Origin of the sequence: Amycolatopsis sp. Poz14 (genome assembly GCF_006704225.1) — a bacterium.
GTDB classification, from domain to species: domain Bacteria; phylum Actinomycetota; class Actinomycetes; order Mycobacteriales; family Pseudonocardiaceae; genus Amycolatopsis; species Amycolatopsis nivea.
In genome coordinates this window covers 2926413-2948989 of the sequence record NZ_JACLHD010000001.1, presented here as the reverse complement: position 1 = coordinate 2948989, position 22577 = coordinate 2926413, and the positions used below count along the sequence as shown (strand labels likewise).

Here is a 22577-nt window from a genome sequence, read left to right as displayed (position 1 = left end):
GAACATCCGCCCGCGAAGGGAACGACCGATGATGCACGAAGCCCTGCGCCGCCACGTCGAGTCCGGGTTCATCCCCGGCGCGGTAGCCCTCGTCGCGCGCGGCGACGACGTGCAGGTCACCGCGATGGGACACCTCGACGTCGAGCGCACCGCGCCGATGGCCCGCGACTCCATCTTCCGGTTCGCCTCCATCACCAAGCCGATCACCGCGGCGGCCGTGCTGATGCTGGTCGAGGACGGCCGGTTCGGCCTGGACACCCCGATCGCCGAATGGCTGCCCGAACTGGCCGCCCCCATGGTCGTCCGGACGCCGCGAAGCCCGGTCGACGACGTCGTGCCCGCCGAACGGCAGATCACCGTCCGCGACCTGCTGACCTTCCGCGCCGGCTACGGCTTCCCGTCGGACTTCTCGCTCCCGCAGGTCCAGGAGCTGCGCACGGTGCAGACCGACGGCCGCGAGGTCCGGCTGCGCCCGGAACCCGACGAGTGGCTCGCCCGGCTGGCCCGCATCCCGCTGCTGCACCAGCCCGGCGAGGCCTGGCTGTACGACACCTGCGCCGACCTGCAAGGCATCCTGATCGCCCGCGCGTCCGGCCAGTCGCTGCCGGACTTCCTCGCCGAGCGGGTGTTCGAGCCGCTCGGCATGGCCGACACCGCGTTCGAGGTCCCCGCCGCCAAACGGGACCGGTTCGCCAGCTACTACCGCTCGGGAGAGAACGGCCTCAAGCTGGCCGACGCGCCGGACGGCCAGTGGCGCGAGGTGCCGCCGTTCCCGGCCGGCTCCGGCGGACTGGCTGGGACCGCGGACGATTGGCACCGCTTTGCCCGGATGCTCCTTTCCGACGGGGAAGGACTGCTGTCGAAGGAATCCGTCCGGCAGATGACGGCCAACCAGCTGACCGCGGAACAGATCGCGGCCAACCCGCTCTTCCTCGAAGGCCAGGGCTGGGGCTTCGGCGGCGCGGTCGACGTCGCGCCGACGCGGCCGTGGCAGGTCCCGGGCCGCTACGGCTGGGTCGGCGGCACCGGAACCAGCGCTTACCTGACGCCGTCGACGAGTTCGGTGGCGATCCTGCTCACCCAGCGCGGGGTGGACGGACCCGGTGGCATACCGCACATGCAGGACTTTTGGCAGGAGGCCGCCGCGCCGGAGTGATCCGCGGCGGGGCGGGCACGGTACTGTGGCCCGCGGGCACGAGGCAACGCGACGAGGGGTCAGACGTGGGCATCTTCGACAAGATCCGCGGCGAGTTCATCGACATCATCGAGTGGACCGACGACAGCCGGGACACCATCGTGTGGCGCTTCCCGCGCTACGACAACGAGATCAAGATGGGCGCCAAGCTCACCGTGCGCGAGTCGCAGGCCGCGGTGTTCGTCAACGAGGGCCAGGTCGCCGACGCCTATCCGCCGGGCATGTACACGCTGCAGACGCAGAACATGCCGATCATGTCCACCCTCAAGGGCTGGAAGTACGGCTTCAACTCGCCGTTCAAGGCCGAGGTGTACTTCGTCAACACCCGGCAGTTCACCGACCTCAAATGGGGCACGCAGAACCCGGTCATCCTGCGCGACGCCGAGTTCGGCATGGTCCGGCTGCGCGCGTTCGGCGGCTACGCGGTCCGCGTGGTCGAGCCGGTCGCGCTGCTGAAGGAACTGGCGGGCACCGACCCGCAGTTCCGCACCGAAGAGGTGTCGGACTACCTGCGCAGCATGGTCATCAGCAAGCTCGGGCCCGCGATCGCCGCGGCCCAGGTGCCGATGCTCGACCTGGTCACCCAGCAGGACCAGATCGCGGGCAAGATCGCGAACGCGCTGAACCTCGAACTGCGCGAGGTCGGCATCGAGATCTCGAAGTTCATGATCGAGAACATCTCGGTCCCGCCCGAGGTCGAGGCCGCGATGGACAAGCGGACCCAGATGGGGGTCGTCGGCGACCTCGACCAGTACACGAAGTTCCAGTCCGCGAACGCGATCGAGGCGGCGGCGAACAACCAGGGCGGCGCGGGCGAGGGACTGGGCATCGGCCTCGGCATGGCGCTCGGCCAGCGCGCGGCCGGACCGCAGCAGCAGCCCGCCCCGCAGCAGTACCAGCAACAGGCTCCCCAGCAGTACCAGCAGGCCCCGCAGCAGCCGCAGTACCAGCAGCAGGCCCCGCCGCAGATGCCGCCGCCGCTGCCGCAGAGCGAGCAGTGGTTCGTCGGCGCGAACGGCCAGCAGCTCGGCCCGTTCGACCGCGCGGGCCTCGGCCAGCAGATCTCCTCGGGCACGCTCGCCCGGGACACCCTGGTGTGGAAGGCAGGCATGGCGCAGTGGACCCCGGCCGCGCAGGTGCCGGAGGTGTCGGCGCTGTTCGGCGCGGCCCCGCCGCCGCTGCCGCCGTCCTGAGCCGCGCCGACCATCTGGGGGACCCATGACTGACCCGCGCTTCCAGCAGGAAGGCGTGGCCAACACGACCTATCCGTGCGGCGGTTGCGGCGCGCGGCTGGAGTTCGCGCCGGGCACGACCGCGATGCAGTGCCCGTACTGCGGGTTCCGGCAGGAGATCGCCGCCGGGGAGCGGCAGATCCGCGAGATCCCGTTCGCCGAGCTGGCGAACCTCGCGCGCAAGCCAGTCGGGTCGATCGGCAAGTACGTCTTCGTGTGCCAGCGATGCGCGGCGAGGACGGAAACCAACGAGACCGCCAGCATGTGCCAGTTCTGCGGCGCGCCGCTGGTGATCGACCCGGGCGCGTCCGGCCAGCTGGTGCCCGAAGGCGTGCTGCCGTTCGCGTTCGACCGGCCCGCGGTGAGCACGCATCTGAAGAAGTGGACGTCTTCGCGCTGGTTCGCGCCGACCGCGCTGAAGAAGGTCACCACGGCGGAGTCCACGAAGAGCACGTACATCCCGCACTGGACGTACGACTCGCAGACCGTGTCCGTGTACACCGGCGCGCGCGGCGAGTACTACTACGTCACCGAGACCTACTACGACAACGGCGAGCGCAAGACGCGCCAGGTGCGGCATACCCGCTGGTACCCGGCGCGCGGGCAGGTCGCGCGGAACTTCGACGACGTCCTGGTGCCGGCGAGCACCCAGCTGCCGCTGCCGGAGCTGGACAAGCTCGCGCCGTGGCCGCTGCTCGATTCCGCCCCGTACCAGCCGCAGTTCCTCTCCGGGCACTTCGCGCTGCGGTACGACGTCGAACCGGAGAACGGCTTCGAAGAGGCGAAGAACCGGATGGCCCCGATCATCGCCGACGACTGCAAGTACGACATCGGCGGCGACACGCAGCGGCTGAACTCGGTCGACACGCAGCACAACAACGTCACCTTCAAGCTGATGCTGCTGCCAGTGTGGGTCGCGACCTATGTGTACGCCGGGAAGAACTGGCAGATCCTCGTGAACGGCCGCACCGGCGAGATCCACGGTCAGCGTCCGTGGAGCAAGGTGAAGATCGCCATCGCGGCGGTGCTCGCGCTGATCGTGATCGCGGTGATCGTCTACTTGATCGCGACGAAGGGCCACAGCACCGGCACCACGCACCATTCCGTTACGCACCACTGAGTTTTCGAAGGAAGTGATGTGCCGTGCTGATGGGCATGGTTCTCGGCGACCGCCGCTCCCGCGTTTCGCGGGAGCACGCGGGTTCGCCGCTGTCTTGACCGGCGGGAATCCTCGCCTGCTCTCTGCGAAGCGTCGACGGCTGACTGGCCCTTCGACCCTTCCCGGGAGCATTCATGTCCACCGTCACGTGGACCGAAAACGAAACCACCCGCACCGCCCGTTGGCATTCCGGAAACGGAACTCCGCCGCCGGGCCGCATTGTCGTCGTCGATGACCGGCTGACCGCTGCCGCCGCACTGCGTTTCGCGCGCGTCGGCACCGGAATGCTGTGGCGCGGCGATTTCCCCAACGCCCGACAGCTCGTGCGCGCCATGGACCGGCGGCTCCCGCAGCGCGCGGGATCTTTCGCCGAGGTGCGCGCCGCTCGGGCTGAACGCGCAGCGCTGCTCGGAAAAGTCCTGGTCTCCGTGGAAGCCGACCATTCGCTTCGGCTTCGCCGGGCCCCCGACATCCGAGCCGCCTGCGAGCACGCGTTCGGCGGTTTACCCGGCACGCTGCTTTCGTTGCGTGAGCTGCTCGGCGCCCTGAGCGCGTATCAATGGCATCAGAAAGGCATCCATCTCAACGCATTGGGCGCGCGGTTGTATCCGTCGTACAGCGTGTTCGCGCCGACACGGAGCGAATACCTCGACCTCGTCGCGCAGGAACCGTTGCCGGGCAAGGGGTCTCCGGTCGTCTTCGATCTCGGCACCGGTACCGGCGTGCTCGCCGCCATCCTCGCCCGGCGGGGTGCCGCCGAAGTGGTGGCGACCGACCTCAACCCGCGCGCCGTGCGCTGCGCGCGGGACAACCTGCGCCGGCTCGGCCTGTCCGATCGGGTCCAGGTCCTCGAAACCGACCTGTGGCCCTCCGACCGGCGCGCTGACCTGGTCGTCTGCAATCCGCCCTGGCTGCCCGGAAACCCGGCCTCGGCGCTGGAACTCGGGATCTACGACGCCTCGTCCGCCATGCTGCACCGGTTTCTCGACGGCCTGCCCGACCATCTGACGCCGCGCGGGGAAGGCTGGCTGATCCTGTCGGACCTCGCCGAACACCTCGGTCTGCGGACGCGTGCCGAACTGCTCGACCGGATCTCCGCCGCTGGCCTCAAGGTCGTGGGACGCCGCGAAACCACGCCACGGCACCGACGCGCCACGGACAGTGCCGATCCGCTGCACGCGGCACGTTCCCGGGAACGCACGATCCTGTGGCGGTTAACCATGTCCAGAGCGTGACCCGGCGTTTCCACACTGGACTACACCAATCGAATATCCTCGCCGAAGACACGGGGAGGGACGATGCCCGTACCGGGTTTTGCCGTACCACGGCGGGAATTCGTGCGGACGCTGCTGCACCGCGGCAGCCCGCCGGAACGGCCGGACACCGGCGGGGATCTCGCCGAGGTCGGCGACGCGACGCTGGCGCGCGCCGCGCGGTACTGGGTCGTCGTCCCGGTCGCCTACCGGATCGCCGCGTTCGTGAAGGTGTTCATCGGCTTCGCCGCGGCCAACGGCAGCACCGGGTTGTTCCCGGTGCTGCCCGCGGCCGCGCTGGGCGTCGCCGCGAACGCGGGGTTCCTGTGGTGGCTGTTGCGCTCCGGCGGCCTGCCCGCGCGGCGCACGCGGCGGGTGCTCACCGTCGACCTCGCTGCGGGGCTGGCGCTGAACCTGCTGATCGCGGTGCTGGCCCCGGACGCGGTGCAGCCGTTCGCGATCGACGTCACCTGGACGTGGCTGGTCGGCTCGGTCGCGATGTGGGCCGGGACGTCCGGGCTGCCCGCGGCCGTGCTGCTGCTCGCCGCGGCGGTGCCGGTGCGCGTCCTGCTGACCGTGGCGGGCGGGCTGCGGCTGGACGATCCGCTCGCGATCAGCCGGTCGATCGGCTGCCTGGTCGCGCTGGCGGTGTCGATCGTGGTGGCGTGCGGGATCCTGGTGCTGCTGGGCGTCGGCACCCGGTTCGCCCTGGACATCGGCCTGCGCCGCGGTCAGGAGGCCGAACGCAGGCGCACCCAGCGGCTGCTGCACGACAGCGTGCTGCAGACCCTGGAAGCGCTCGCCATCGCCCCGTCCGACGACGCCGACCACGCCGCCGAACGGCTGGCCCAGCTGCGCTCGGTCGCGCACGCCGAGGCGGCCGAACTCCGCCGGAGCATTACCGAGCCGATCGAACCGCGCAAGGGGCGCAGCTTTGTGGTCGAGCTGGCCGACGTCGCCGCCGAAATGGCCCGCGAAGGCCTCCGCACCCAGCTCGTAGCCGCCGACTTCGCCGACGACGACCGCCTTTCCGCTGACCGGCGCACGGCGATGTGCGAAGCGGTGCGGGAAGCCCTGCGCAACACCGTGAAACACGCCGGGACGAGCCGCGTCGTACTCCGGGTGGAGGAACGCGACGGCGGGACCGCAGTGGTCGCGCGGGATCAGGGCCGCGGCTTCGACGTGCGCGAACGGGGTCCGGGGTTCGGCATCCAGCAGTCGATCGAAGCCCGGCTGGCGGAGGTCGGAGGCACCGGACGGGTGGAATCGACGCCCGGCAACGGGACCCGGGTCACGCTGTGGGTGCCGCACTGACGCGGCGGATTCTACCTCGCTTCCGGGGAAGCGTTGCGCTTTCCGGAGCGACCTGCTCCATTTGCTGAATATTCAATTCAGCTCGCCCGCTTGGTGTCACCAATTGCGGACAAACACCCTCCCGCGCATGCACCCCGTTCGTAGGTTCACATTCCCGCTCCGCGACGCTGATAATGGAGGGTCGATCACCTTCGGGCCAAGCAGCGGGAGCGCCTGCATGGACACGCCGGACGAGGCACGCACGAATCGGATCGAGCGGAATCGCCGGATGCTCGAATCCTGGCGGGCCGGCGCGTCGATCACCGAGATCGCCAGGGAGCACGGCCTGTCCCTGAGCTGGACCGGGCGGCTGCTGCGGCAGGAAGGCGCGGTGCTGCCGGAAATCCGCCAGGGCGTGCGCCGCGAACTCGACGTGCCGAGGATAGTCCGGGAATACGAATCCGGCTCGACCATCCAGAGCATCGCGGACGCGCATCAGGCGTCCTATGGCACGATCCGTCGCTTGCTGCTGCGGGAAAAGGTGACGATCCGCCCGCATGGCGGCCAGAACGCTCTCGATCGGCGCAAGCCCGATACCCCCCGTTACTGATCCTTCCCCCCAGGGGTGGGTGATTCCTGACGCTTTTCATTTCATTCGCCATCCGGACCCGGTAAGGAGGAATAATGGGGGGTGTGGAATGACTGAACCGCGGCCAGGGGCGGTGACGTCCGACAGACCGGTGCGGGCGCCGGTCCAGCTCCCGCCCGCGCCGTCCGTGCTGCTCGGCCGCAACGCGGAGCTGGACCGGCTGGACGAAATCCGGCTCCGCTCCGACCCCGCCCCGTCCGTCGTCGTGCTCACCGGAGTCGGCGGAATCGGCAAAACGGCACTCGCCCTGCACTGGCTGCACACCCACCGCGCCCAGTTCCCCGACGGCATCCTCTGCGCGCGATTTTCCGCCGAGGGTACCGAAACCGCGGAATCCGCGAGCGGCGTACTGCACGGTTTCCTTGCCGCGCTGGGCATTCCGGCCGACGACATCCCGGCCTCGCTCGCCCAGCGCGCAGCCGAATTCCGTGCGGTGACCGCGGATCGCCGGTTCGCCGTGCTGCTCGACGACGTCGTGCACAGCGCCGACGCCCGTGCCGTGCTGCCGTCCAGCGCGCACGCGTTCGTGCTCGTCACCAGCCGGTCGCAGCTGACCAGTCTCGCACTGGACGGCGCGGAAATCCTTCCGCTGAGCCCGCTTCCGGACAGACCGGCCCGCGAGGTGCTCGTCCGCCGGGCCGGGCAACGGCAGATCAGCCAGGAGGACGCGGAAAACCTGCTGACCGCGTGCGCCGGTCTTCCGCTGGCCCTCACCATCACCGGAGCGAGGCTGCGCGTCCGGCCAAGACGCAACCCGCATCAGGAAGCCCGCCGTGGACGTGCTCGACGCCTAGGCGGTTCTACTGATCTGGCAACGGTTTTCGACGCCTCGTACGCCGCGCTCGACGACTCGGCGGCCCGGCTCTACCGAACGTGCGGCATCCTGCCCGGCCCGCATCACGCCGTCGACGCGCTCGCCGACACGCTGCAGAGCTCGCCTGCCCACTTGGACGACGCCGTCGACGAACTGATCGAAGCCAACCTCCTCCACGAGTTGGAGGACGAAACCGTGGCACAGCACGACGTCGTCCGCCACGACGCCCGCGTGCGCGCCGAACGCCAGGACGCCGAGGCCGACCGGCACTATCTCGTCCGCCGCTACATCCGCTGGTACCGGGACCAAACCGTCACCGCGAGCGCGCTCATCCACCCGTTCCGCCCGACCTTCGCGGCCGAAACCGTTGCGGCGACGGCATCTTTCGCCGACCGCGACCAGGCGGTGACCTGGTGGCGCCGCGACCGACCGGTCATCAACGCCGTCGCGAAAGCCGCCACGGCACACGGGTGGGACGAGGAACTGTGGCAACTCGCCGAAGCGTCGTGGGGATTCTTCCTGCACTACCGGGATTACGAACCGTTTTTGGACCTGTGCACGGCGGGGATCGAGGCGGCTCGGCGATGTCAGCTACCGCTGGTGGAAGCTCGGATGCACAGCCAGGCCGGTTTTGTCTGCGACCAGCTCGGCCACTACGACGAAGCAGCCGCGCACAATGCCGTGACTCTCGAGATCGGCGAACGAGAGCAGCACGGCCCGACCCAGGCCTCCGCACTGGCGCGGCTCGCCAGAAACGCGCGAAGACAGCAAGATTGGGAAGGCGCGCTTGAACTGTACGAGCGCAGCGCCCGAAAACACGCCGAGGTCGGCCTTCCCCGCGGCGTCGGCCAGGCCCGCTATCGGCGTGGCGAAGTCCTGATCAAGCTAGGACGCGACGAGGAAGCACTGCGTGAACTGGCCGAAGCCACGGCCATCCTTGCCGAAGAAGGCGACGACATCCAGCACGCACGCGCGGTCATCCCGCTCGCCGCGGTCCACGCCCGGCGAGGCGACTACCGCCGGGCGCGCACCGAACTCCTGAAGGCACTCGAAGGCGTCACACGCCTCCAGTCACCGCATTTCCAGGCCGAGGTCCTCACCGCGCTCGCCGACCTCGAACGCGGTCACGGCGACGAGGCAAGCGCCCAGCGCCATCTCGACGAGGCCCGCCGCCTCAGCGGGGATCCCGCCGAGCCGCCGCACTGACCACGCCACGCCGCCCGGCCAGCACACCGCAGCCGCGATCGCTCCCGGCCACTCCGCCCGTAGTTCGTCAGCCTCGCTTCTCGTCGCGGCCCGAGTACTGCACTGGACCACGACGTCCGCCTCGGCCGAGCACCGCGGCCCGGCGCGATCGACATCGGCGACCAGCACCGGCAGCGCGCGATGCCCCGGCAACGCGAGCCGCACGCGCGCGACGCCGGCGGTCACGCGTCCCACCCGGGCAGCGGCCGGGGCATCGCGGGCAACGGCGGACACGCCAGCGTGGCCGGTTCGGACAACTCCAGCAGGCGGTACATCGCCGACCGCAAGATCCCCGCCGAACAGTCGAGCCTCGTGCTCGCGACCGGAAGCACCTCTGCGGCCAGCCGCGGAGCCACCGCGATCGCGGCTTCTTCCTGGGCTTCGAGCGGCGCGTCCAGATCCAGCGGCTTCGCGTGCGCCTGCACCACGTCCGCGACGCTCCCGGCCTGCGGCCGCCCGTCCGGCAGCGACGCGAGCGTCACGGGCTTGCCGATGGCCGCCGCGTAACCCGTGGTCGAGCCGTGGTCGCCGATCACCCAGTCAGCCGCAATCATCGTCGCCTGCCATCCCTGCTCGGGCGGGATCACCCGCAGTCCGCGGCATCCGGCGAGCCAGGCCGCGACCTGACGCCGCCCGTGCACCGCCCAGACGTTTGGATGCAAAACCGCCGCCACCGCGTAACGGTCGTCCGGCAGCGCGTTCGCGATGGCTTCGTACATCTTCGGGACGCGGCCGAACGCCGAGTCAGTGAACCAGGTCGAACTCAGCACCACCAGCCGCCGCCGCGAGCCGACGCCCAGCGCGCGCCGGTATCGCTCCCGGTGCCCGCTCGCCGCCCGCATCCCGTCGAGGCAGATATCCCCGGCCACGACGGCCGCGGGCACCGCCTCCGGACACCGCTCGCGCAGTACTTCCACCTCTGCTTCAGTACCGAGGCCGAGCACCGCCGGAAGCACTCGCCCGCGAAACGTGAGCAACTCCCGGTCCAGCTCGGTCGTTTCGAACGTCGCACCGCCTGCCTTCCGGCTGAACCGACGGCCGGGGACCTGCCCGACACCGTGTCCGATCAGCATCAGCGGTCCGCGCACCTGGTCGAGATTCCGGTGACTGGCCGCCAGCACCAGATCGAACCGGTGCGCCACCGCCTGCTCCCACGGCAGCAGGAGCCCGTGCTGCGCCCGCACGTACTCCTCGACCCCGGCCCATCGGTCGGTGCTGTGCGGAACGGTGAACATCACCTGCACCCGCAAGTCCCGTTCGAGCAGCGAGAGCAGTTCGACCAGCCGCGTCCCCGCCGTCACGGTCGGAACGACCGCCAGCACGGTCCGGCACCCCGGCCGCGTCACCCGCGACGCGGCGTCGAGACCGATCGGACCGCGTACCCACACGTCGTGCGCCATCTTCATCCCCTCCGTCCGGAAACCGACGAACCGAGGCTGCGGCGCGGTCCTGACCGGGGACTTCCCGCCGCTGGACACAAAGCGGACCGAAACCGGACAAGACAATTCCCTGGATGATCCTTATCCCGAAAGCGGTCGCCGATCGTGCGGATCAATGCGAAACTGGGCAATCGACGAGGGAGGGGCGTCGAATGGACTTCGCCTACGGAATTCTCGGGCAGACTGCGGTGCGGATGCACGGGAAGATGAGCGAGCAGTGGGGCCAGCGGCAAACCCGGAATATTCTCGGAATCCTGCTCACCCGGCCGGGCCAGCGTTTTTCCCAGGACACCCTCATCTCGTGGCTCTGGGACGACGACCTGCCCGGAAACCCGCAAGAAGCCCTGTACAAGGCGGTGCACCGGCTGCGTCCCGCCCTCGAAGAAGCGGACGTGCACGCCACGGTCGCGCGGTCCGGCGACGGTTACCTGATCGACCTCGACGAGAGCCTCGTGGATGTCTCCTTCTTTCGGAAAACAATGCGGAAAGCACACGCCGCGGCGAGTTCCGGCGATCATGAAGCAGCTTGCGAATCAGCCGAAGCCGCTCTTTCCTTATGGCGTGATGAACCGCTGCCGGAGCTCCGCACCGAACGCGCGGACAATTGGCGCGAGGACCGAATAAAGTCCATGTTGCTTCCCGCGCGAGAATTCCTGACGAGCCAATTGCTGACGCTCGGCCGTCCCGACGAGGCCGCGGGGCGGATGCAGGATCTCGCCCCCGAACACGCCAGCCGCCTGGCTTTCGTCAAGCTCCAGATCCAGATCTACTACGCGCTCGGGCAGTCCGAGCAGGCCCAGGCCCACTACCTCGACGCGCACCGGCGATTCCGCGACGCCGCCGACGACACCGCCACGGCCATGCTGCGCGCCTTCCACGACGAGCTCCGCGACCGCCACGAAAACCCGCCGGCCGCCCCGGTACGCCGAGCCGCGCCTCCGACCCATCCGCTCCCCCGCGACCTCCGCGGGTTCATCAGCCGCACCCGCGCACTGGACACGCTGGACCAGTGGCTCCGCCCCGGCTCGCCGACCCGCTCGCCCGCCGTCGTGCTCAGCGGCCCGCCCGGAATCGGAAAGACAAGCCTCGCCGTCCACTGGGCACACCGCGCCGCGGACTGGTTCCCCGGCGGGACGATCTACCTCGACCTGCACGGCTTCGGCCCGGCACCGCGCCTCGAACCGACCGACATCGTCGACGGGCTCCTGCAGGAACTCAACTACCCCTTCGACCACGTGGTAGACGCGACCGCCCGCGCCGCGGTCCTGCGCCAGCAGCTCACCGACCGGTCCGTCCTGGTCATCCTTGACGACGCGGAGAATTCCGAACACGTCGACCAGCTGCTGAACGTGCTGTCCGAATGCTCGGTGATCATCACCTCGCGCCGCAGGCTCGGCGCACTCACCCGGCGACACGAACTCGCCGCCCTCAGCCTCGACCGCCTCGACGACCGCGATTCCCTGGAACTGTTCGTCCGCCGCCTGAACGGCCGAGGCGAACGAGAACCCGACGCGGCCCGCCGAATCGCCCACCTCTGCGACGGCTTGCCACTCGCGCTCACCTTGATTGCCGAGAGCGCCGCTCGCCGTCCGGGGCTGAGTCTCAGCACTATGCTTGACCAGTTGCGCGATCCGGAGATGCTGCTGAGCATTGGCGACGACGGCGATGACCGGAGCCTGCGCGCCGTTTTCTCCTCGTCGTATCGCATGCTGGAGCCTCCGAGCCAGGCCGTTTTCCGGCTCTTCGGCCACCACCCCGGTGCGGAAATCCACGTCGACACTTTGCTGTCCGCGGCCGGCCTCCCCGCCGCGGAAACCCGGCGAGCGCTCGAAACCTTGGTCGCGTTGCACTTGATCGACCAGCCCGGCGACACGGACCGCTACCGGATTGTCTCGATCTTCCACCGGTACGCGCGAACGCTCAGCGATCAAGACCACGACTCGCGGCCCTTGCGGCGCTTGCTGTCGCATTACTACAGCACCGCGTACCACGCGCATCGGATGGCGCACCCGTATCGCGACCGCCCGCCGCGGCTTGATCCCGAACCCGGCATCCGTCCGACGCAGTTCACGACTCCGGAAGCCGCGAAGCGATGGTTTTTGCGAGAGAGAACAAATACGATAGCACTCGCCGCAGTGGCGGAGCAGCATCATTACTTCGAAATAGCGTACATGCTGCCGCATCTCCTTGCGGATACCCTTGACAGGTATGGATTTTATGACGAAATGAGCACTGGGTTCAGCATTGCCGCACGGGCCGCGCGAGCGAACAACAATTCGCACGCGGAAGCCTCGAGCCTGAATGATCTCGGCGAGCTCAACCTCACGCTCAGCAACCACAAAGCGGCCGAGCACGCGCTGACCCAAGCGTTGGAACTCGCCACCGCCGACGGATCGCCCATCGGGGTGTTGACAATCAACATCAACTTCGCACAGTTGTACCGGCACACCGGACGCCCCGTGGAGGCGATCGCTCTCTTCCGTCGCTGCATCACGCACGCGCAGCGCAACGGCGACGCGGTCCGCGAGGCGAAGGCCGAGCAGTACCTCGGCGAGACCCTCGCCGAACTCGACCAGTACGAGAAAGCCCTGCCGCACTACCACCGCGCGCTCCACCTGCGGGCGCTCACCGGCGACACCGCAGGTCAAGCGACGACCTACACGACACTCGCGGAACTCCATCTCCGAGAGGAACAATTCGTGGTCGCCCACCGGCATTGCCAGCTGGCGCATGCCCAGATCGCCGGCGATCTCACCGCGACGATGCGGCTGCGCACTGTGGAGGCCCGGCTCGCCGCAGCCGAACGGGACGACCGCGCCGCGCTGCGGTTGTCCCAGGAAGCGGTAGAACTCGCCGAACGTGCCCACAACGCGACCGGTCAGGCCCGAGCCTTGGAAGCGTTCGCCGAAATTCTTTACTCACGCGGAAATCATGAAGACGCTGTCGACGCGTGGCGGCGCGCTGCCGCCTTTTACCGGGGTCGTGGCAAGGACGCCAAGGCCGACCGCGTCGAACAACAGCTGGCCGCGGCCGGGAATCCTCATGCGATTCCGCAGGCCAGGGACAGCGAACGCACTGTCGCCATGCCTGCGCCGCGTCGCTCTGCAACCTCGAACGGGTGACACAACAGGGGGTGCCTAGCGAGATCACCCGTCCTTACGACAAGATGCCCCTGCCGAGACTGTCTCACCCGGCAGACAGCCACACAGAGTAAAACTCATCGAGGCTAGCACCGGAATCCCAGGCAGCTCGGTTGTTGCGTCATACATGTTACGCAGCATGTATCACTAGCACGTTCACGAGGAGCTCGACTTGTCGTTTGTGGTCGCATCATTCGCCGACTATGCCCCGTGGTTCACCGTAGCTGCAGGAGCGCTTTCGGCGTGGTGGCGTTGCTGATTCACCGCTAAATCCGGCGTTGGCGTTGCCGCTACTACGATTTCCGCAGCCGCAACGCCAGCGCCGGACAAGCCGCGGCCGCCCGTCGTGCCTCGGCTAGCAGCGATTCGGGTACCGATTCCCCGCGTACTACCGGGTAACCCCATTCGTCCACTGTGATCAGTTCCGGCAGGACGTCCGCGCACAAACCGTGTGCGCGGCAGGCGATCGGGTCCACAGTCAGGCGGTTCATGCCGCACCTGCCATCATCCGGCACGAGCCGATCGTGAGGTGTGCGTGGACGTCGGCGGCGAAGACGCGTAACGCGCTTGCGGCTAGGCGAACAGCTCCGGCCGGGTGGGCGCACGCGCCGCGTCCGCTGAGGAGCGGGAGGCGGCGGGCCAGGCGGCCGGTTGCGTCCCTTCCGGACAGCAGGTCGGTGAAATCCGCGGCGATGGCCGGTAATCCGAACATGCACGGGCCGCATTGGCGGGCTGATTCTCCAGCCAGGGCAAAGAGAATATTCCGAGTCAGCTCCAGGCCGCAGTTCGGTTCCGGGAGCAGGTGCAGCGAGGACAAGCCCGGTTCACGGCCGAGCGGCAACGGGTCGGCCAAGGCGCGAGGCATCCAGGTGCCGCCGTAGCCGCCGATCAGGACTGCTTGTGCGGTAACAGAACCGCCGGCGCGGGCGAGGATTGCGGAGATCGGGGTGTCGGCTCGGACTTCCAGTACGCCGGGGCTGGCGACGGCTCCGGTGACGGTCACCAGGTCTGTGTGGACAGAGCGGTCCGCGCCAGGTCGGGCGACGAGCGCGAAGCGGGCCAGGGTTTCGACGTTCTGGACTAGCGTCGGGCGTCCGCGCAGGCCGCGTTCGGTTGGGCGGGGGGATTTGCCGGTCGGGCGGGCGTCGCCGGTGGCCAGGAAATGCACTAGCGCGGTTTCTTCGCTGGCGACGTATCGGGGCGGGACTGCGACGACCTTCACCGGAACTGCGTCGCGACGTTCGGCCAGAGCTGCCATTACGCTTCGGTTTTCTCCGTGCAGGCAAAGATAAGCCTCGGTAGCGCCGACAGCGTGAGCGGCGACCTGGATACCGTCCAGTACCAGGTGTGGCGCAAGCTCCAGGAGAGCGCGATCCTTGCTGCTGAAGGGATCACTCTCGCAGCCGTTGGCGACCACAATGGACCGTCCTGGTGCGACAGAGCGCAGTTTCGCCGCGGCGGGGAAGCCAGCGCCGCCTCGGCCGCGGATACCGGCGGTGTCGATTGCGTGGATCAAGGCGTCGCGGTCCAAGGCTGGGAGTCCACCATGGACGGACAGGTGGGCGGCAAGATTGTTACGGTGCAACGGAAGTAGCACGAGTCACCTCTGGAGGGGAGAGAGGCGGCGGGCCTCGGTGTCGGGGCTGGTGCTGCCGAACCGCACGCTCACGGCCGCCAAAACGGCTATCAGGCACACGATGTCGAGCGCGATGAGCAGCGGGCGGGCGCTGTCGGAAGCGATCAGGCCGACGCTGTGCGCGAGCGCGACTGGCCAGCACAGGTAGGCGAGCCAGTGCACGGCGCGCCACACCCGCGGCGCGATACGAGTCCGCAGGAGACTCGTCACGACAATGGCGAGCAGCAGATCCACTGCTACCGCGCCGATGCCGATCCAGAACGGTTCGTAGCCCGAGACGAACGGGACGACAACGGAGAGCCAGCTGAGGTCCACGTAACCGTCGACGACCGCGAAGACGATGTGCGCGCCCAAAAAGACGAGGCTGGCCAGGGCGAGGTTTCGGTGCAGGTCGGCGAGGGCGAAGCGGGGCCAGCGACGGGTCGCGAATCGTCCGGAGTTGAGGAAACCGAGCACCACCACGGCCGTCGAGAACACCAGCGAGACAATTCCAGTGGCACGGCTGAAGTACCAGAGCGCGGAACTCACGACGCACGCTCCCGGCGATCCCCCGGCCAACCGGCGGTAGTCCGGACGGCGCCACGCGAACTCACCAGTCGCGCGGGCAGCCCACGCGACCTCAGCCAGTCCAACGCGGCGACGCCCAACACGACCGACGCCGTGCTCGCGGTGTTGGCGTCCACACAGGACTGTGCCGCTACCGATACCGTCCGCCAGCACGGATCCGCCGAATCGCCGGTGCGCGGGTCGACGATGTGGTGCACCACGCGCCCGCCGCGTCGCCAGGTTCGCCGGGCGACGCCGGAGGTCGCCAGGCCGCCGCTGGTGAGCGTGATCGTCATGTCCGGGTGGGCGGCCGAGTCGGTGTGATCGTCGCCGATCGCTATCTTCCACCCGCCTGCCGGAGCGGGGCCCGCGACCGCGATGTCGCCGCCGAGGTTCACCAGCACGCCGCAGCCGGTGCGGCGGGCGATTTCGGCGGCGGTCCGGTCCGCGGCAAACGCTTTCGCGGTCGCGCCCAGGTCCAGCATCACGCCGCGCGGCAGCACGACGATCCGGCGGGCCGGGTCGAACAGCACCCAATGCGAACCCGGCGCGGGGACCGGCGCCGCGGCGGGACCGTCGGTGATCTCGGCGAAATCCCGGTCGTAGCCGAGTGCCGCCATCGACCCGCCCACCGTCGGATCGACCAAGCCGCCGCTCAGCCACGCGGCCCGCAACGCAGCTGACAGCGCGTCGGCCAGCAGCGGGCTCACCGCCACTTCCCGGCCCGCGGCGCGGTGGAGGGCCGAAATTTCCGAATCCGTCCGGAATCGGCTGCATGCCCGATCGAGTTCGGCGAGCCGCGTCCGCAGCAGCTCAGTCGCCGGGCCGAGCGCGGCCTCCTCGGTGACGAGCACCCGCGCGGTCGTGCCGAGCGAGGGAAACGCCGCCGAGTACGGCCCGGTCACGACGCACCCGAGCCGGTGTGCGCGTGCCCGGAACCGAATCCGGGATCCTGCGCGGGCGCCTGCAACTGGTCCTGGTCCGAGGTGCTCGACCCCGTCCCGCTGTCGGTCGAGGTGGTGCTGTTGTCGGTCGAGGTGGTGCTGCTGGTCGAACCGGCCGCCGTCAGCCCGTAGCCGATCCCGCCTGCCGCCGCGACTCCGAGCGCCGCCGCGACCGCCGTGACGAGCGCAGTCCGGTGCCGGACGCGTGCCCGTTCCGCTTGCCTTCTCCTGATGTCCGGGTCCATGCCGGGTGTCCTCTCCGGTGGTGGGAACACCCAGTCTCAGCCGCGAATCTATGAGTCCGCTGGGAGCGACCTGTCAGTTTGCTGCCAGTCACTACACTCCGCGCATGAGCACGGTCCTCGCGTGGGCGACGCTGGCGGTGTGGGCCGGGCTCGCGTTGTGCCACAGCTGGTTCTGGCGCACCGACCAGCGACTGCCCGAGCCGGTCCGGCCGGAACGCTGGCCGTCCGTCGCCATCGTGGTACCAGCCCGCGACGAGGCCGAACTGCTTCCAGAAACCCTGCCCACGCTGCTCCGCCAGAGCTATCCCGGCGACGCGCGAGTGATTCTCGTAGACGACGGCAGCAGCGACGGCACCGCGGAAGTCGCCCGCGCACTGACTGTCCCCAATGGACTCCCGCTCACCGTCACCAGCCCCGGCGAACCACCGGACGGCTGGACCGGGAAACTCTGGGCCGTCGCACACGGCGTCCGCGAGGCAGGAGACGTCGACTTCCTCCTCCTGACCGACGCCGACATCGCACACGCTCCCGATTCGCTGGAAACTCTCGTCGCGACCAGCGGCCGGGATCTGGTGTCGCAAATGGCCGTTCTGCGCACCGCGACGTTCTGGGAGCGGCTGATCGTGCCCGCTTTCGTCTACTTCTTCGCGATGCTCTACCCCTTCCGCCGCGTGAACTCCGCGCGCTGGCGCACCGCCGCCGCGGCCGGCGGTTGCGTCCTCGTCCGCTGCTCAGTGCTCGAACGCGCCGGCGGAATCGCCGCGATCCGCGGTGCGGTCATCGACGACGTCGCACTCGCCCGTGCCGTCGCGTCCGCGGGCGGCCGGATTTGGCTGGGTTACGCGACGAAGGTCTGGAGCGTCCGGCCGTACCCGCGGCTCGCGGACCTGTGGCAGATGGTCGCCCGCAGCGCCTACACCCAGCTCCGGCATTCGCCGCTGCTGCTGGCCGGGACGGTCGTCGGGATGATCGCCGTTTTCCTCGCCCCGCCTGCACTCGCCCTGACCGGCTCGTGGCAGGCCGCCGTCGCCTGGCTGCTGATGGCGGCGACGTTCGTCCCCGTCGCCCGGTACTACCGGCAGCCGCTGGCCGCGGGGCTGTTGCTGCCGTTCACTGCCGCGCTGTACACGCTTATGACGATCGACTCCGCCCGTCGCCGGACTGGGTGGAAGGGCCGGACTTACTGAACACTGCCGCGCTCATCAGCGGGATATGGCATCCTCACGGCATGATGTCGACCCGAAGGGGCAATGCCTCGTAGGACGCCCGGCGCGCTGCGCGCCGACCAGCCCGAGGCCCGCGATCTGTGGGCCGAACGCGTTTCCCCAGCACTCGACCGGTACCGGAGCTTCCTTCGCCAGCCTGGCCGCTGGCTGTATCTTCCGCTGTCCGATTGCCCGTGCTGCGATCCAGTCGACGCCCGCGACGACCTGGACGCCGCCCTGCGAGTCCTCCCCCGCCGCGACCGTGCGGAACTGCGCCGGATCCTCGCTCCCCTCGACGACGACTTCCGGCGGCGAACCCTGCCCGACCCGGCAGCTTGGTCCCTCAGCCTCTGGCACGCCTCCGCGTGGTGGCGCCGGCGGCTGTACGAACGGTGACCTGCGCGAATCCCTGGGAGAGCGAGTTCACACCACCCGGGGATGCACATTCATACATCGTCGTGCATAATCATTCCTATGTCCAAGGTGCTCACTTCCCTTCCCGTCGGCGAGCGGGTCGGCATCGCGTTCTCCGGCGGCCTCGACACGTCCGTGGCGGTGGCGTGGATGCGCGACAAGGGTGCGGTTCCGTGCACCTACACCGCCGACATCGGCCAGTACGACGAACCCGACATCGCGTCCGTCCCCGGCCGTGCGCACGCCTACGGGGCGGAGCTCGCGCGGCTGGTCGACTGCAAGGAAGCCCTCGTCGAAGAGGGGCTCGCCGCGCTGACCTGCGGTGCCTTCCACATCCGCACCGGCGGCCGGGCCTACTTCAACACCACCCCGCTCGGCCGCGCGGTCACCGGCACCCTGCTGGTCCGCGCGATGCTCGAGGACAACGTCCAGATCTGGGGCGACGGCTCCACCTACAAGGGCAACGACATCGAGCGGTTCTACCGCTACGGCCTGCTGGCCAACCCGGGCCTGCGGATCTACAAGCCGTGGCTCGACGCCGCGTTCGTCGGCGAGCTCGGCGGCCGCAAGGAGATGTCGGAGTGGCTGCAGGCGCACAACCTGCCCTACCGCGACAGCACCGAGAAGGCCTACTCCACCGACGCCAACATCTGGGGCGCCACGCACGAGGCGAAGTCGCTGGAGCACCTCGACACCGGCATCGAGATCGTCGAGCCGATCATGGGCGTGCGGTTCTGGGACCCGGAAGTCGAGATCGCGACCGAGGACGTCACGATCGGCTTCGAACAGGGCCGTCCGGTGACCATCAACGGCAAGGAGTTCGGCACCTCGGTCGAGCTGGTCCTTGAGGCCAACGCGATCGGCGGGCGCCACGGGCTCGGCATGTCCGACCAGATCGAGAACCGGATCATCGAGGCCAAGAGCCGCGGCATCTACGAGGCCCCGGGCATGGCGCTGCTGCACGCGGCGTACGAGCGGCTGGTCAACGCGGTGCACAACGAAGACACCATCGCCAGCTACCACAACGAAGGCCGCCGTCTCGGCAGGCTGATGTACGAGGGCCGCTGGCTCGACCCGCAGGCAATGATGCTGCGCGAATCGCTGCAGCGCTGGGTCGGCACCGCGATCACCGGCGAGGTCACGCTGCGGCTGCGGCGCGGCGAGGACTACTCGATCCTCGACACGTCCGGCCCCGCGTTCAGCTACCACCCGGACAAGCTGTCGATGGAGCGCACCGAGGACTCCGCGTTCGGCCCGGTCGACCGGATCGGCCAGCTGACCATGCGGAACCTCGACATCGCCGACTCGCGCGCCAAGCTGGAGCAGTACGCGAGCCTCGGCATGGTCGGCGGCACCTCGCACCCGAAGCTGATCGGCGCCGCGCAGGCGGCCTCGACCGGCCTGATCGGCGCGATGCCCGAGGGCGGGGCCGAGACGATCGCGTCCCGCGGCCGGGCCGACGACGTCGAGCTGCTCGACCGCGCCGCGATGGAGTCCGGCACGGACTGAGGCTTTTCTCCCGCGGATGCCCGCGTCGGCGTACCGGCGCGGGCATTCTCTCTCTATACCAGCGTCCGCACCCCGCGAACGTCTCTACATTCGGGCGGCGGCTCCCGGCTACCGTGGCGGCGTGACCCCGATTTTTCAGCTCTCCGCCGACCACGTCACGGCTGAGGCAGCGCTCGACCCGATCGCCGCGACCCTGGACGGCGTGACCACCGACGCGACCGCGCTCACCGACCTCACCCCGGACGGTTTCGCGGCCCGCGCCGACCTGGCCCGCCGCACGCTCGCCGCTCTCGCGACGCTGACCCCCGAGTCCCGCGCGGACCGGATCGCGTCCGCGCACCTGCGGAACAGCCTCGAGGCCGAACTGGCCTGGCACGAGCTGGACGAGCCGTTTCGCCGGGTACAGGCGCATTTCGGCACGCTGAATTCGATCGCCGATTCAGTCCGGCTGCTGCCGCGCCGCGACGCGGACGACTGGCACGTCGTCGCGGTCCGGATGACCGGCGTCGAAACGATGCTCGCCGGCTGGCAGAAGACGCTGCAGGCCGGTCTCGACCGCGGTCTGCGCGCGGCCCGCCGCCAAGCACTGGAGACGGCGGCGCAAGCCGCGCGGTACGCCGGTGTCCACAATGCACTCGTCGAGGAGTACGGCGACGGACCGCAGGCGGCCGAGCTGCGCGCCGGTGCCGACGCCGCCCACCGCGGTTATGCGGCGCTCGCCCGCTTCCTGCGCGAGGATTACGCCTCGCACGCCACCGAAACCGACGGCGTCGGCGCGGAACGCTATGCCGTCGCGGCCCGGCTTTCCCTTGGTGCGGACCTGGATCTCGCCGAGGCTTACGAATGGGGCTGGGCGGAACTTCAGCGCATCGAAACGGAAATCGCCGCCGAGGTGGCGAAAATCCAGCCCGGCGCGAGCGTCGCGGAAGTGTTGGCGCTGCTGGACAAAGAGTGCGCGGTGGACGGTGAAGAGTCCTATTTGGACTGGCTGCGCGCGGCGCACGACCGGGCGCTGGAATCGGCTAGCGAGCACTTCGACATCCCGGAACCGTTGCGCGCCTTGGACGTCGTGCTCGCGTACGGCTCCGCGTCGGGTTCGCCGTACTACACCGGACCCGCCGAGGACGGCACCCGTCCCGGGCGCACGTGGTGGCCGCTGGGCGGAAGGGAACGCTTCGCGACCTGGTCCGAGCTGACGACGGTGTTCCACGAAGGTGTTCCCGGACACCATCTGCAGATCGGCGTCGCGGGCCTGGCCGGAGACTCGGTGAGCCGCTACGCGCGCGTCCATTCAGTGAGCGGGCACGCGGAAGGCTGGGCGCTGTACGCCGAACGCCTCGCCGACGAACTGGGCTGGTTCTCCGAACGCGGCACCCGGCTCGGCATGCTCGCCGGTTCGGCGCTGCGGGCCGCGCGCGTCGTGATCGACCTCGGCTCACACCTCGATCTGCCGCTGCCGGACGGTTCCCGCTGGGACTTCGACACCGCGTGCCGGTTCCTGCACGAGCGCGGATTGGCCGCCGAACACCGGGTGCACGCCGAAATCGTGCGCTACCTCGGCTGGCCGGGCCAGGCGATCTCATACAAGATCGGCGAACGCGCCTGGCTGCGGGCGCGGGCCGAAGCCGCCGCCAAACCCGGGTTCACGTTGCGCCAGTGGCACGAGGACGCGCTGGCCGTCGGCCCGGTCGGGCTCGCGGCGCTGCAGGACGCGCTGCGTTAAGCCTTGGCCTCGCACTCCGCGCACATCCCCCACCACGTGACCTCCGCCTGGTCCACCCGGAAACCGGGCACCGGACCGGGTTCGAGGCACGGCGCGGCTCCGATCGCGCAGGGCACGTCCTGGATCCGGCCGCAGCCGCGGCAGACCAGGTGGTGGTGGTTGTCGTGGGTTTCGAGTTCGAACCGCGCGGGCGAGCCCGCCGGTTCGAGCGGGCGCAGCAGCCGGGCGCCGACGAGGTCGTCGAGCACGTTGTAGAGGCCCTGCCTGGACAACGCGCCGACGGCCCCGTCGGCGTCGAGCACCGTCGCGATTTCCGCGGCCGTGACGTGCGGGGTCCGCGCGACCGCGGCCAGCACCGCACGCCGCTGCGGCGTGTTGCGCAGACCCTTGTCGCGCAACCGCGTCCCGAACTCGTCCATGGCCCGGATCGTACCCCCAGACTTGACCGAATCAATTCTGGCGTGCACTGGCTCACAGTCCCAGAGTTGACCCGTTCTTACATTTGACTGGATCAACTTTGGGGACTACAAAGGAGGCGTGCTCACGACCTCCGCACCCATTCCGTCCAGCGCCGACGCCGGAACCCGGCTCCGGCGCGCCGGCCTGCGCGTGACGACCGCCCGGCAGGTCGTGCTGGAAGTGCTGGCCGAAAACCCGCACGTCACCGTCGCGGAACTGCTGCCGCTGGTCCGCGAACGGCTGTCGATGGCGTCCACGAGGGGCGTCCACGACGTGCTGACCACCGGCGTCACCGCCGGCCTCGTGCACCGCTTCGACCACGTCGGCGTCGCGCAACGCTACGAGCTTTCCGGCTTCGACCACCGGCACCTGCTGTGCCGCCAATGCGGCCGGCTGGAGGCGATCCCCGGCGCGCCGACGGAATCCGCTGAGGAGGCGGTGTCCGGCCTGTGCTCGCGCTGCGATCCGGCCGAGTAA

General features: G+C 69.4%; 20 protein-coding genes. 13 read left to right on the top strand and 7 right to left on the bottom strand.

Features of this window, described 5'->3' with window-relative positions; genetic code table 11:
• The first annotated feature begins 28 nt into the window (after positions 1-28).
• The 7 genes from FKO37_RS14375 (at position 29) to FKO37_RS14345 (ending at position 8801) form a co-directional block, all read left to right on the top strand.
• Entirely contained in the window at positions 29-1156 is a 1128-nt protein-coding gene (locus tag FKO37_RS14375; RefSeq protein ID WP_238604633.1) for a serine hydrolase, read from the top strand.
• A 65-nt stretch (positions 1157-1221) separates the two neighbouring features.
• On the top strand, positions 1222-2388 hold the full coding sequence (locus FKO37_RS14370) for an SPFH domain-containing protein (RefSeq protein ID WP_037810494.1): 1167 nt from the start codon (positions 1222-1224) through the stop codon (positions 2386-2388).
• 25 nt (positions 2389-2413) lie between these two features.
• Complete coding sequence (locus FKO37_RS14365) at positions 2414-3547, top strand: hypothetical protein (RefSeq protein WP_037810495.1); 1134 nt, start codon at positions 2414-2416, stop codon at positions 3545-3547.
• A gap of 173 nt (positions 3548-3720) precedes the next feature.
• Positions 3721-4821 (top strand): class I SAM-dependent methyltransferase, encoded by a 1101-nt coding sequence (locus FKO37_RS14360; RefSeq protein WP_238604632.1) that lies wholly within the window; start codon positions 3721-3723, stop codon positions 4819-4821.
• A gap of 63 nt (positions 4822-4884) precedes the next feature.
• Complete coding sequence (locus tag FKO37_RS14355) at positions 4885-6153, top strand: sensor histidine kinase (RefSeq protein WP_238604631.1); 1269 nt, start codon at positions 4885-4887, stop codon at positions 6151-6153.
• Between the two features lie 217 nt (positions 6154-6370).
• A complete protein-coding gene (locus FKO37_RS14350) occupies positions 6371-6742 on the top strand; it encodes a helix-turn-helix domain-containing protein (protein WP_238604630.1) in 372 nt (123 codons plus the stop codon).
• A gap of 88 nt (positions 6743-6830) precedes the next feature.
• Entirely contained in the window at positions 6831-8801 is a 1971-nt protein-coding gene (locus tag FKO37_RS14345) for a tetratricopeptide repeat protein (protein ID WP_238604629.1), read from the top strand.
• Positions 8802-9022: 221 nt separating this feature from the next.
• On the opposite strand, the gene FKO37_RS14340 is transcribed toward FKO37_RS14345, so the two are convergent.
• Positions 9023-10240: a hypothetical protein gene (locus tag FKO37_RS14340; protein ID WP_238604628.1), complete on the bottom strand. Its 1218-nt coding sequence runs from the start codon at positions 10238-10240 to the stop codon at positions 9023-9025.
• Between the two features lie 191 nt (positions 10241-10431).
• On the opposite strand from FKO37_RS14340, the gene FKO37_RS14335 reads away from it, so the two are divergent.
• On the top strand, positions 10432-13401 hold the full coding sequence (locus FKO37_RS14335) for a tetratricopeptide repeat protein (RefSeq protein WP_238604627.1): 2970 nt from the start codon (positions 10432-10434) through the stop codon (positions 13399-13401).
• A 311-nt stretch (positions 13402-13712) separates the two neighbouring features.
• Here the strand turns inward: FKO37_RS14335 and FKO37_RS14330 are convergent, their stop codons facing one another.
• From FKO37_RS14330 to FKO37_RS14310, 5 genes are read right to left on the bottom strand one after another with little or no spacing between them, the layout of a single operon-like run.
• Positions 13713-13910: a ferredoxin gene (locus FKO37_RS14330; protein WP_037810504.1), complete on the bottom strand. Its 198-nt coding sequence runs from the start codon at positions 13908-13910 to the stop codon at positions 13713-13715.
• On the bottom strand, positions 13907-15016 hold the full coding sequence (locus FKO37_RS14325) for an NADH-ubiquinone oxidoreductase-F iron-sulfur binding region domain-containing protein (RefSeq protein ID WP_238604626.1): 1110 nt from the start codon (positions 15014-15016) through the stop codon (positions 13907-13909). The genes FKO37_RS14330 and FKO37_RS14325 overlap by 4 nt, the downstream gene beginning before the upstream one ends.
• Before the next feature lie 3 nt (positions 15017-15019).
• On the bottom strand, positions 15020-15583 hold the full coding sequence (locus FKO37_RS14320; protein ID WP_037810506.1) for a ferric reductase-like transmembrane domain-containing protein: 564 nt from the start codon (positions 15581-15583) through the stop codon (positions 15020-15022).
• Positions 15580-16506 carry an FAD:protein FMN transferase gene (locus tag FKO37_RS14315; protein WP_238604625.1) on the bottom strand — a complete coding sequence of 309 codons (927 nt, stop codon included), beginning with the start codon at positions 16504-16506 and terminating at the stop codon, positions 15580-15582. The genes FKO37_RS14320 and FKO37_RS14315 overlap by 4 nt, the downstream gene beginning before the upstream one ends.
• Entirely contained in the window at positions 16503-16790 is a 288-nt protein-coding gene (locus FKO37_RS14310; protein ID WP_134728931.1) for a hypothetical protein, read from the bottom strand. The genes FKO37_RS14315 and FKO37_RS14310 overlap by 4 nt, the downstream gene beginning before the upstream one ends.
• Before the next feature lie 104 nt (positions 16791-16894).
• Here FKO37_RS14310 and FKO37_RS14305 point away from each other — a divergent pair, with 104 nt between their 5' ends.
• The 4 genes from FKO37_RS14305 to FKO37_RS14290 all read left to right on the top strand — a co-directional run bounded on the left by FKO37_RS14305 (position 16895) and on the right by FKO37_RS14290 (position 21641).
• Positions 16895-17977 (top strand): glycosyltransferase, encoded by a 1083-nt coding sequence (locus tag FKO37_RS14305; RefSeq protein WP_037810510.1) that lies wholly within the window; start codon positions 16895-16897, stop codon positions 17975-17977.
• Positions 17978-18040: 63 nt separating this feature from the next.
• Entirely contained in the window at positions 18041-18391 is a 351-nt protein-coding gene (locus tag FKO37_RS14300; protein WP_238604624.1) for a hypothetical protein, read from the top strand.
• Positions 18392-18469: 78 nt separating this feature from the next.
• The gene (argG, locus tag FKO37_RS14295) at positions 18470-19918 is read left to right on the top strand and encodes an argininosuccinate synthase (RefSeq protein WP_134665030.1); all 1449 of its coding nucleotides are present in this window, start codon (positions 18470-18472) and stop codon (positions 19916-19918) included.
• Positions 19919-20039: 121 nt separating this feature from the next.
• Entirely contained in the window at positions 20040-21641 is a 1602-nt protein-coding gene (locus FKO37_RS14290) for a DUF885 domain-containing protein (protein ID WP_238604623.1), read from the top strand.
• Here FKO37_RS14290 and FKO37_RS14285 read toward each other — a convergent pair.
• The gene (locus FKO37_RS14285) at positions 21638-22060 is read right to left on the bottom strand and encodes a Fur family transcriptional regulator (protein WP_134665034.1); all 423 of its coding nucleotides are present in this window, start codon (positions 22058-22060) and stop codon (positions 21638-21640) included. The genes FKO37_RS14290 and FKO37_RS14285 overlap by 4 nt on opposite strands.
• 118 nt (positions 22061-22178) lie before the next feature.
• Here FKO37_RS14285 and FKO37_RS14280 point away from each other — a divergent pair, with 118 nt between their 5' ends.
• Positions 22179-22577, top strand: coding sequence for a Fur family transcriptional regulator (locus FKO37_RS14280; RefSeq protein WP_134728935.1), 399 nt, complete (start codon positions 22179-22181; stop codon positions 22575-22577).

Coding starts and splice junctions, on each gene's coding strand:
- FKO37_RS14375 (WP_238604633.1), top strand. CDS start 29: ATGATGCACGAAGCCCTGCGCCGCCACGTCGAGTCCGGGTTCATCCCC.
- FKO37_RS14365 (WP_037810495.1), top strand. CDS start 2,414: ATGACTGACCCGCGCTTCCAGCAGGAAGGCGTGGCCAACACGACCTAT.
- FKO37_RS14360 (WP_238604632.1), top strand. CDS start 3,721: ATGTCCACCGTCACGTGGACCGAAAACGAAACCACCCGCACCGCCCGT.
- FKO37_RS14355 (WP_238604631.1), top strand. CDS start 4,885: ATGCCCGTACCGGGTTTTGCCGTACCACGGCGGGAATTCGTGCGGACG.
- FKO37_RS14350 (WP_238604630.1), top strand. CDS start 6,371: ATGGACACGCCGGACGAGGCACGCACGAATCGGATCGAGCGGAATCGC.
- FKO37_RS14345 (WP_238604629.1), top strand. CDS start 6,831: ATGACTGAACCGCGGCCAGGGGCGGTGACGTCCGACAGACCGGTGCGG.
- FKO37_RS14340 (WP_238604628.1), bottom strand. CDS start 10,240: ATGGCGCACGACGTGTGGGTACGCGGTCCGATCGGTCTCGACGCCGCG.
- FKO37_RS14335 (WP_238604627.1), top strand. CDS start 10,432: ATGGACTTCGCCTACGGAATTCTCGGGCAGACTGCGGTGCGGATGCAC.
- FKO37_RS14330 (WP_037810504.1), bottom strand. CDS start 13,910: ATGAACCGCCTGACTGTGGACCCGATCGCCTGCCGCGCACACGGTTTG.
- FKO37_RS14310 (WP_134728931.1), bottom strand. CDS start 16,790: ATGGACCCGGACATCAGGAGAAGGCAAGCGGAACGGGCACGCGTCCGG.
- FKO37_RS14305 (WP_037810510.1), top strand. CDS start 16,895: ATGAGCACGGTCCTCGCGTGGGCGACGCTGGCGGTGTGGGCCGGGCTC.
- FKO37_RS14300 (WP_238604624.1), top strand. CDS start 18,041: ATGCCTCGTAGGACGCCCGGCGCGCTGCGCGCCGACCAGCCCGAGGCC.
- argG (WP_134665030.1), top strand. CDS start 18,470: ATGTCCAAGGTGCTCACTTCCCTTCCCGTCGGCGAGCGGGTCGGCATC.
- FKO37_RS14285 (WP_134665034.1), bottom strand. CDS start 22,060: ATGGACGAGTTCGGGACGCGGTTGCGCGACAAGGGTCTGCGCAACACG.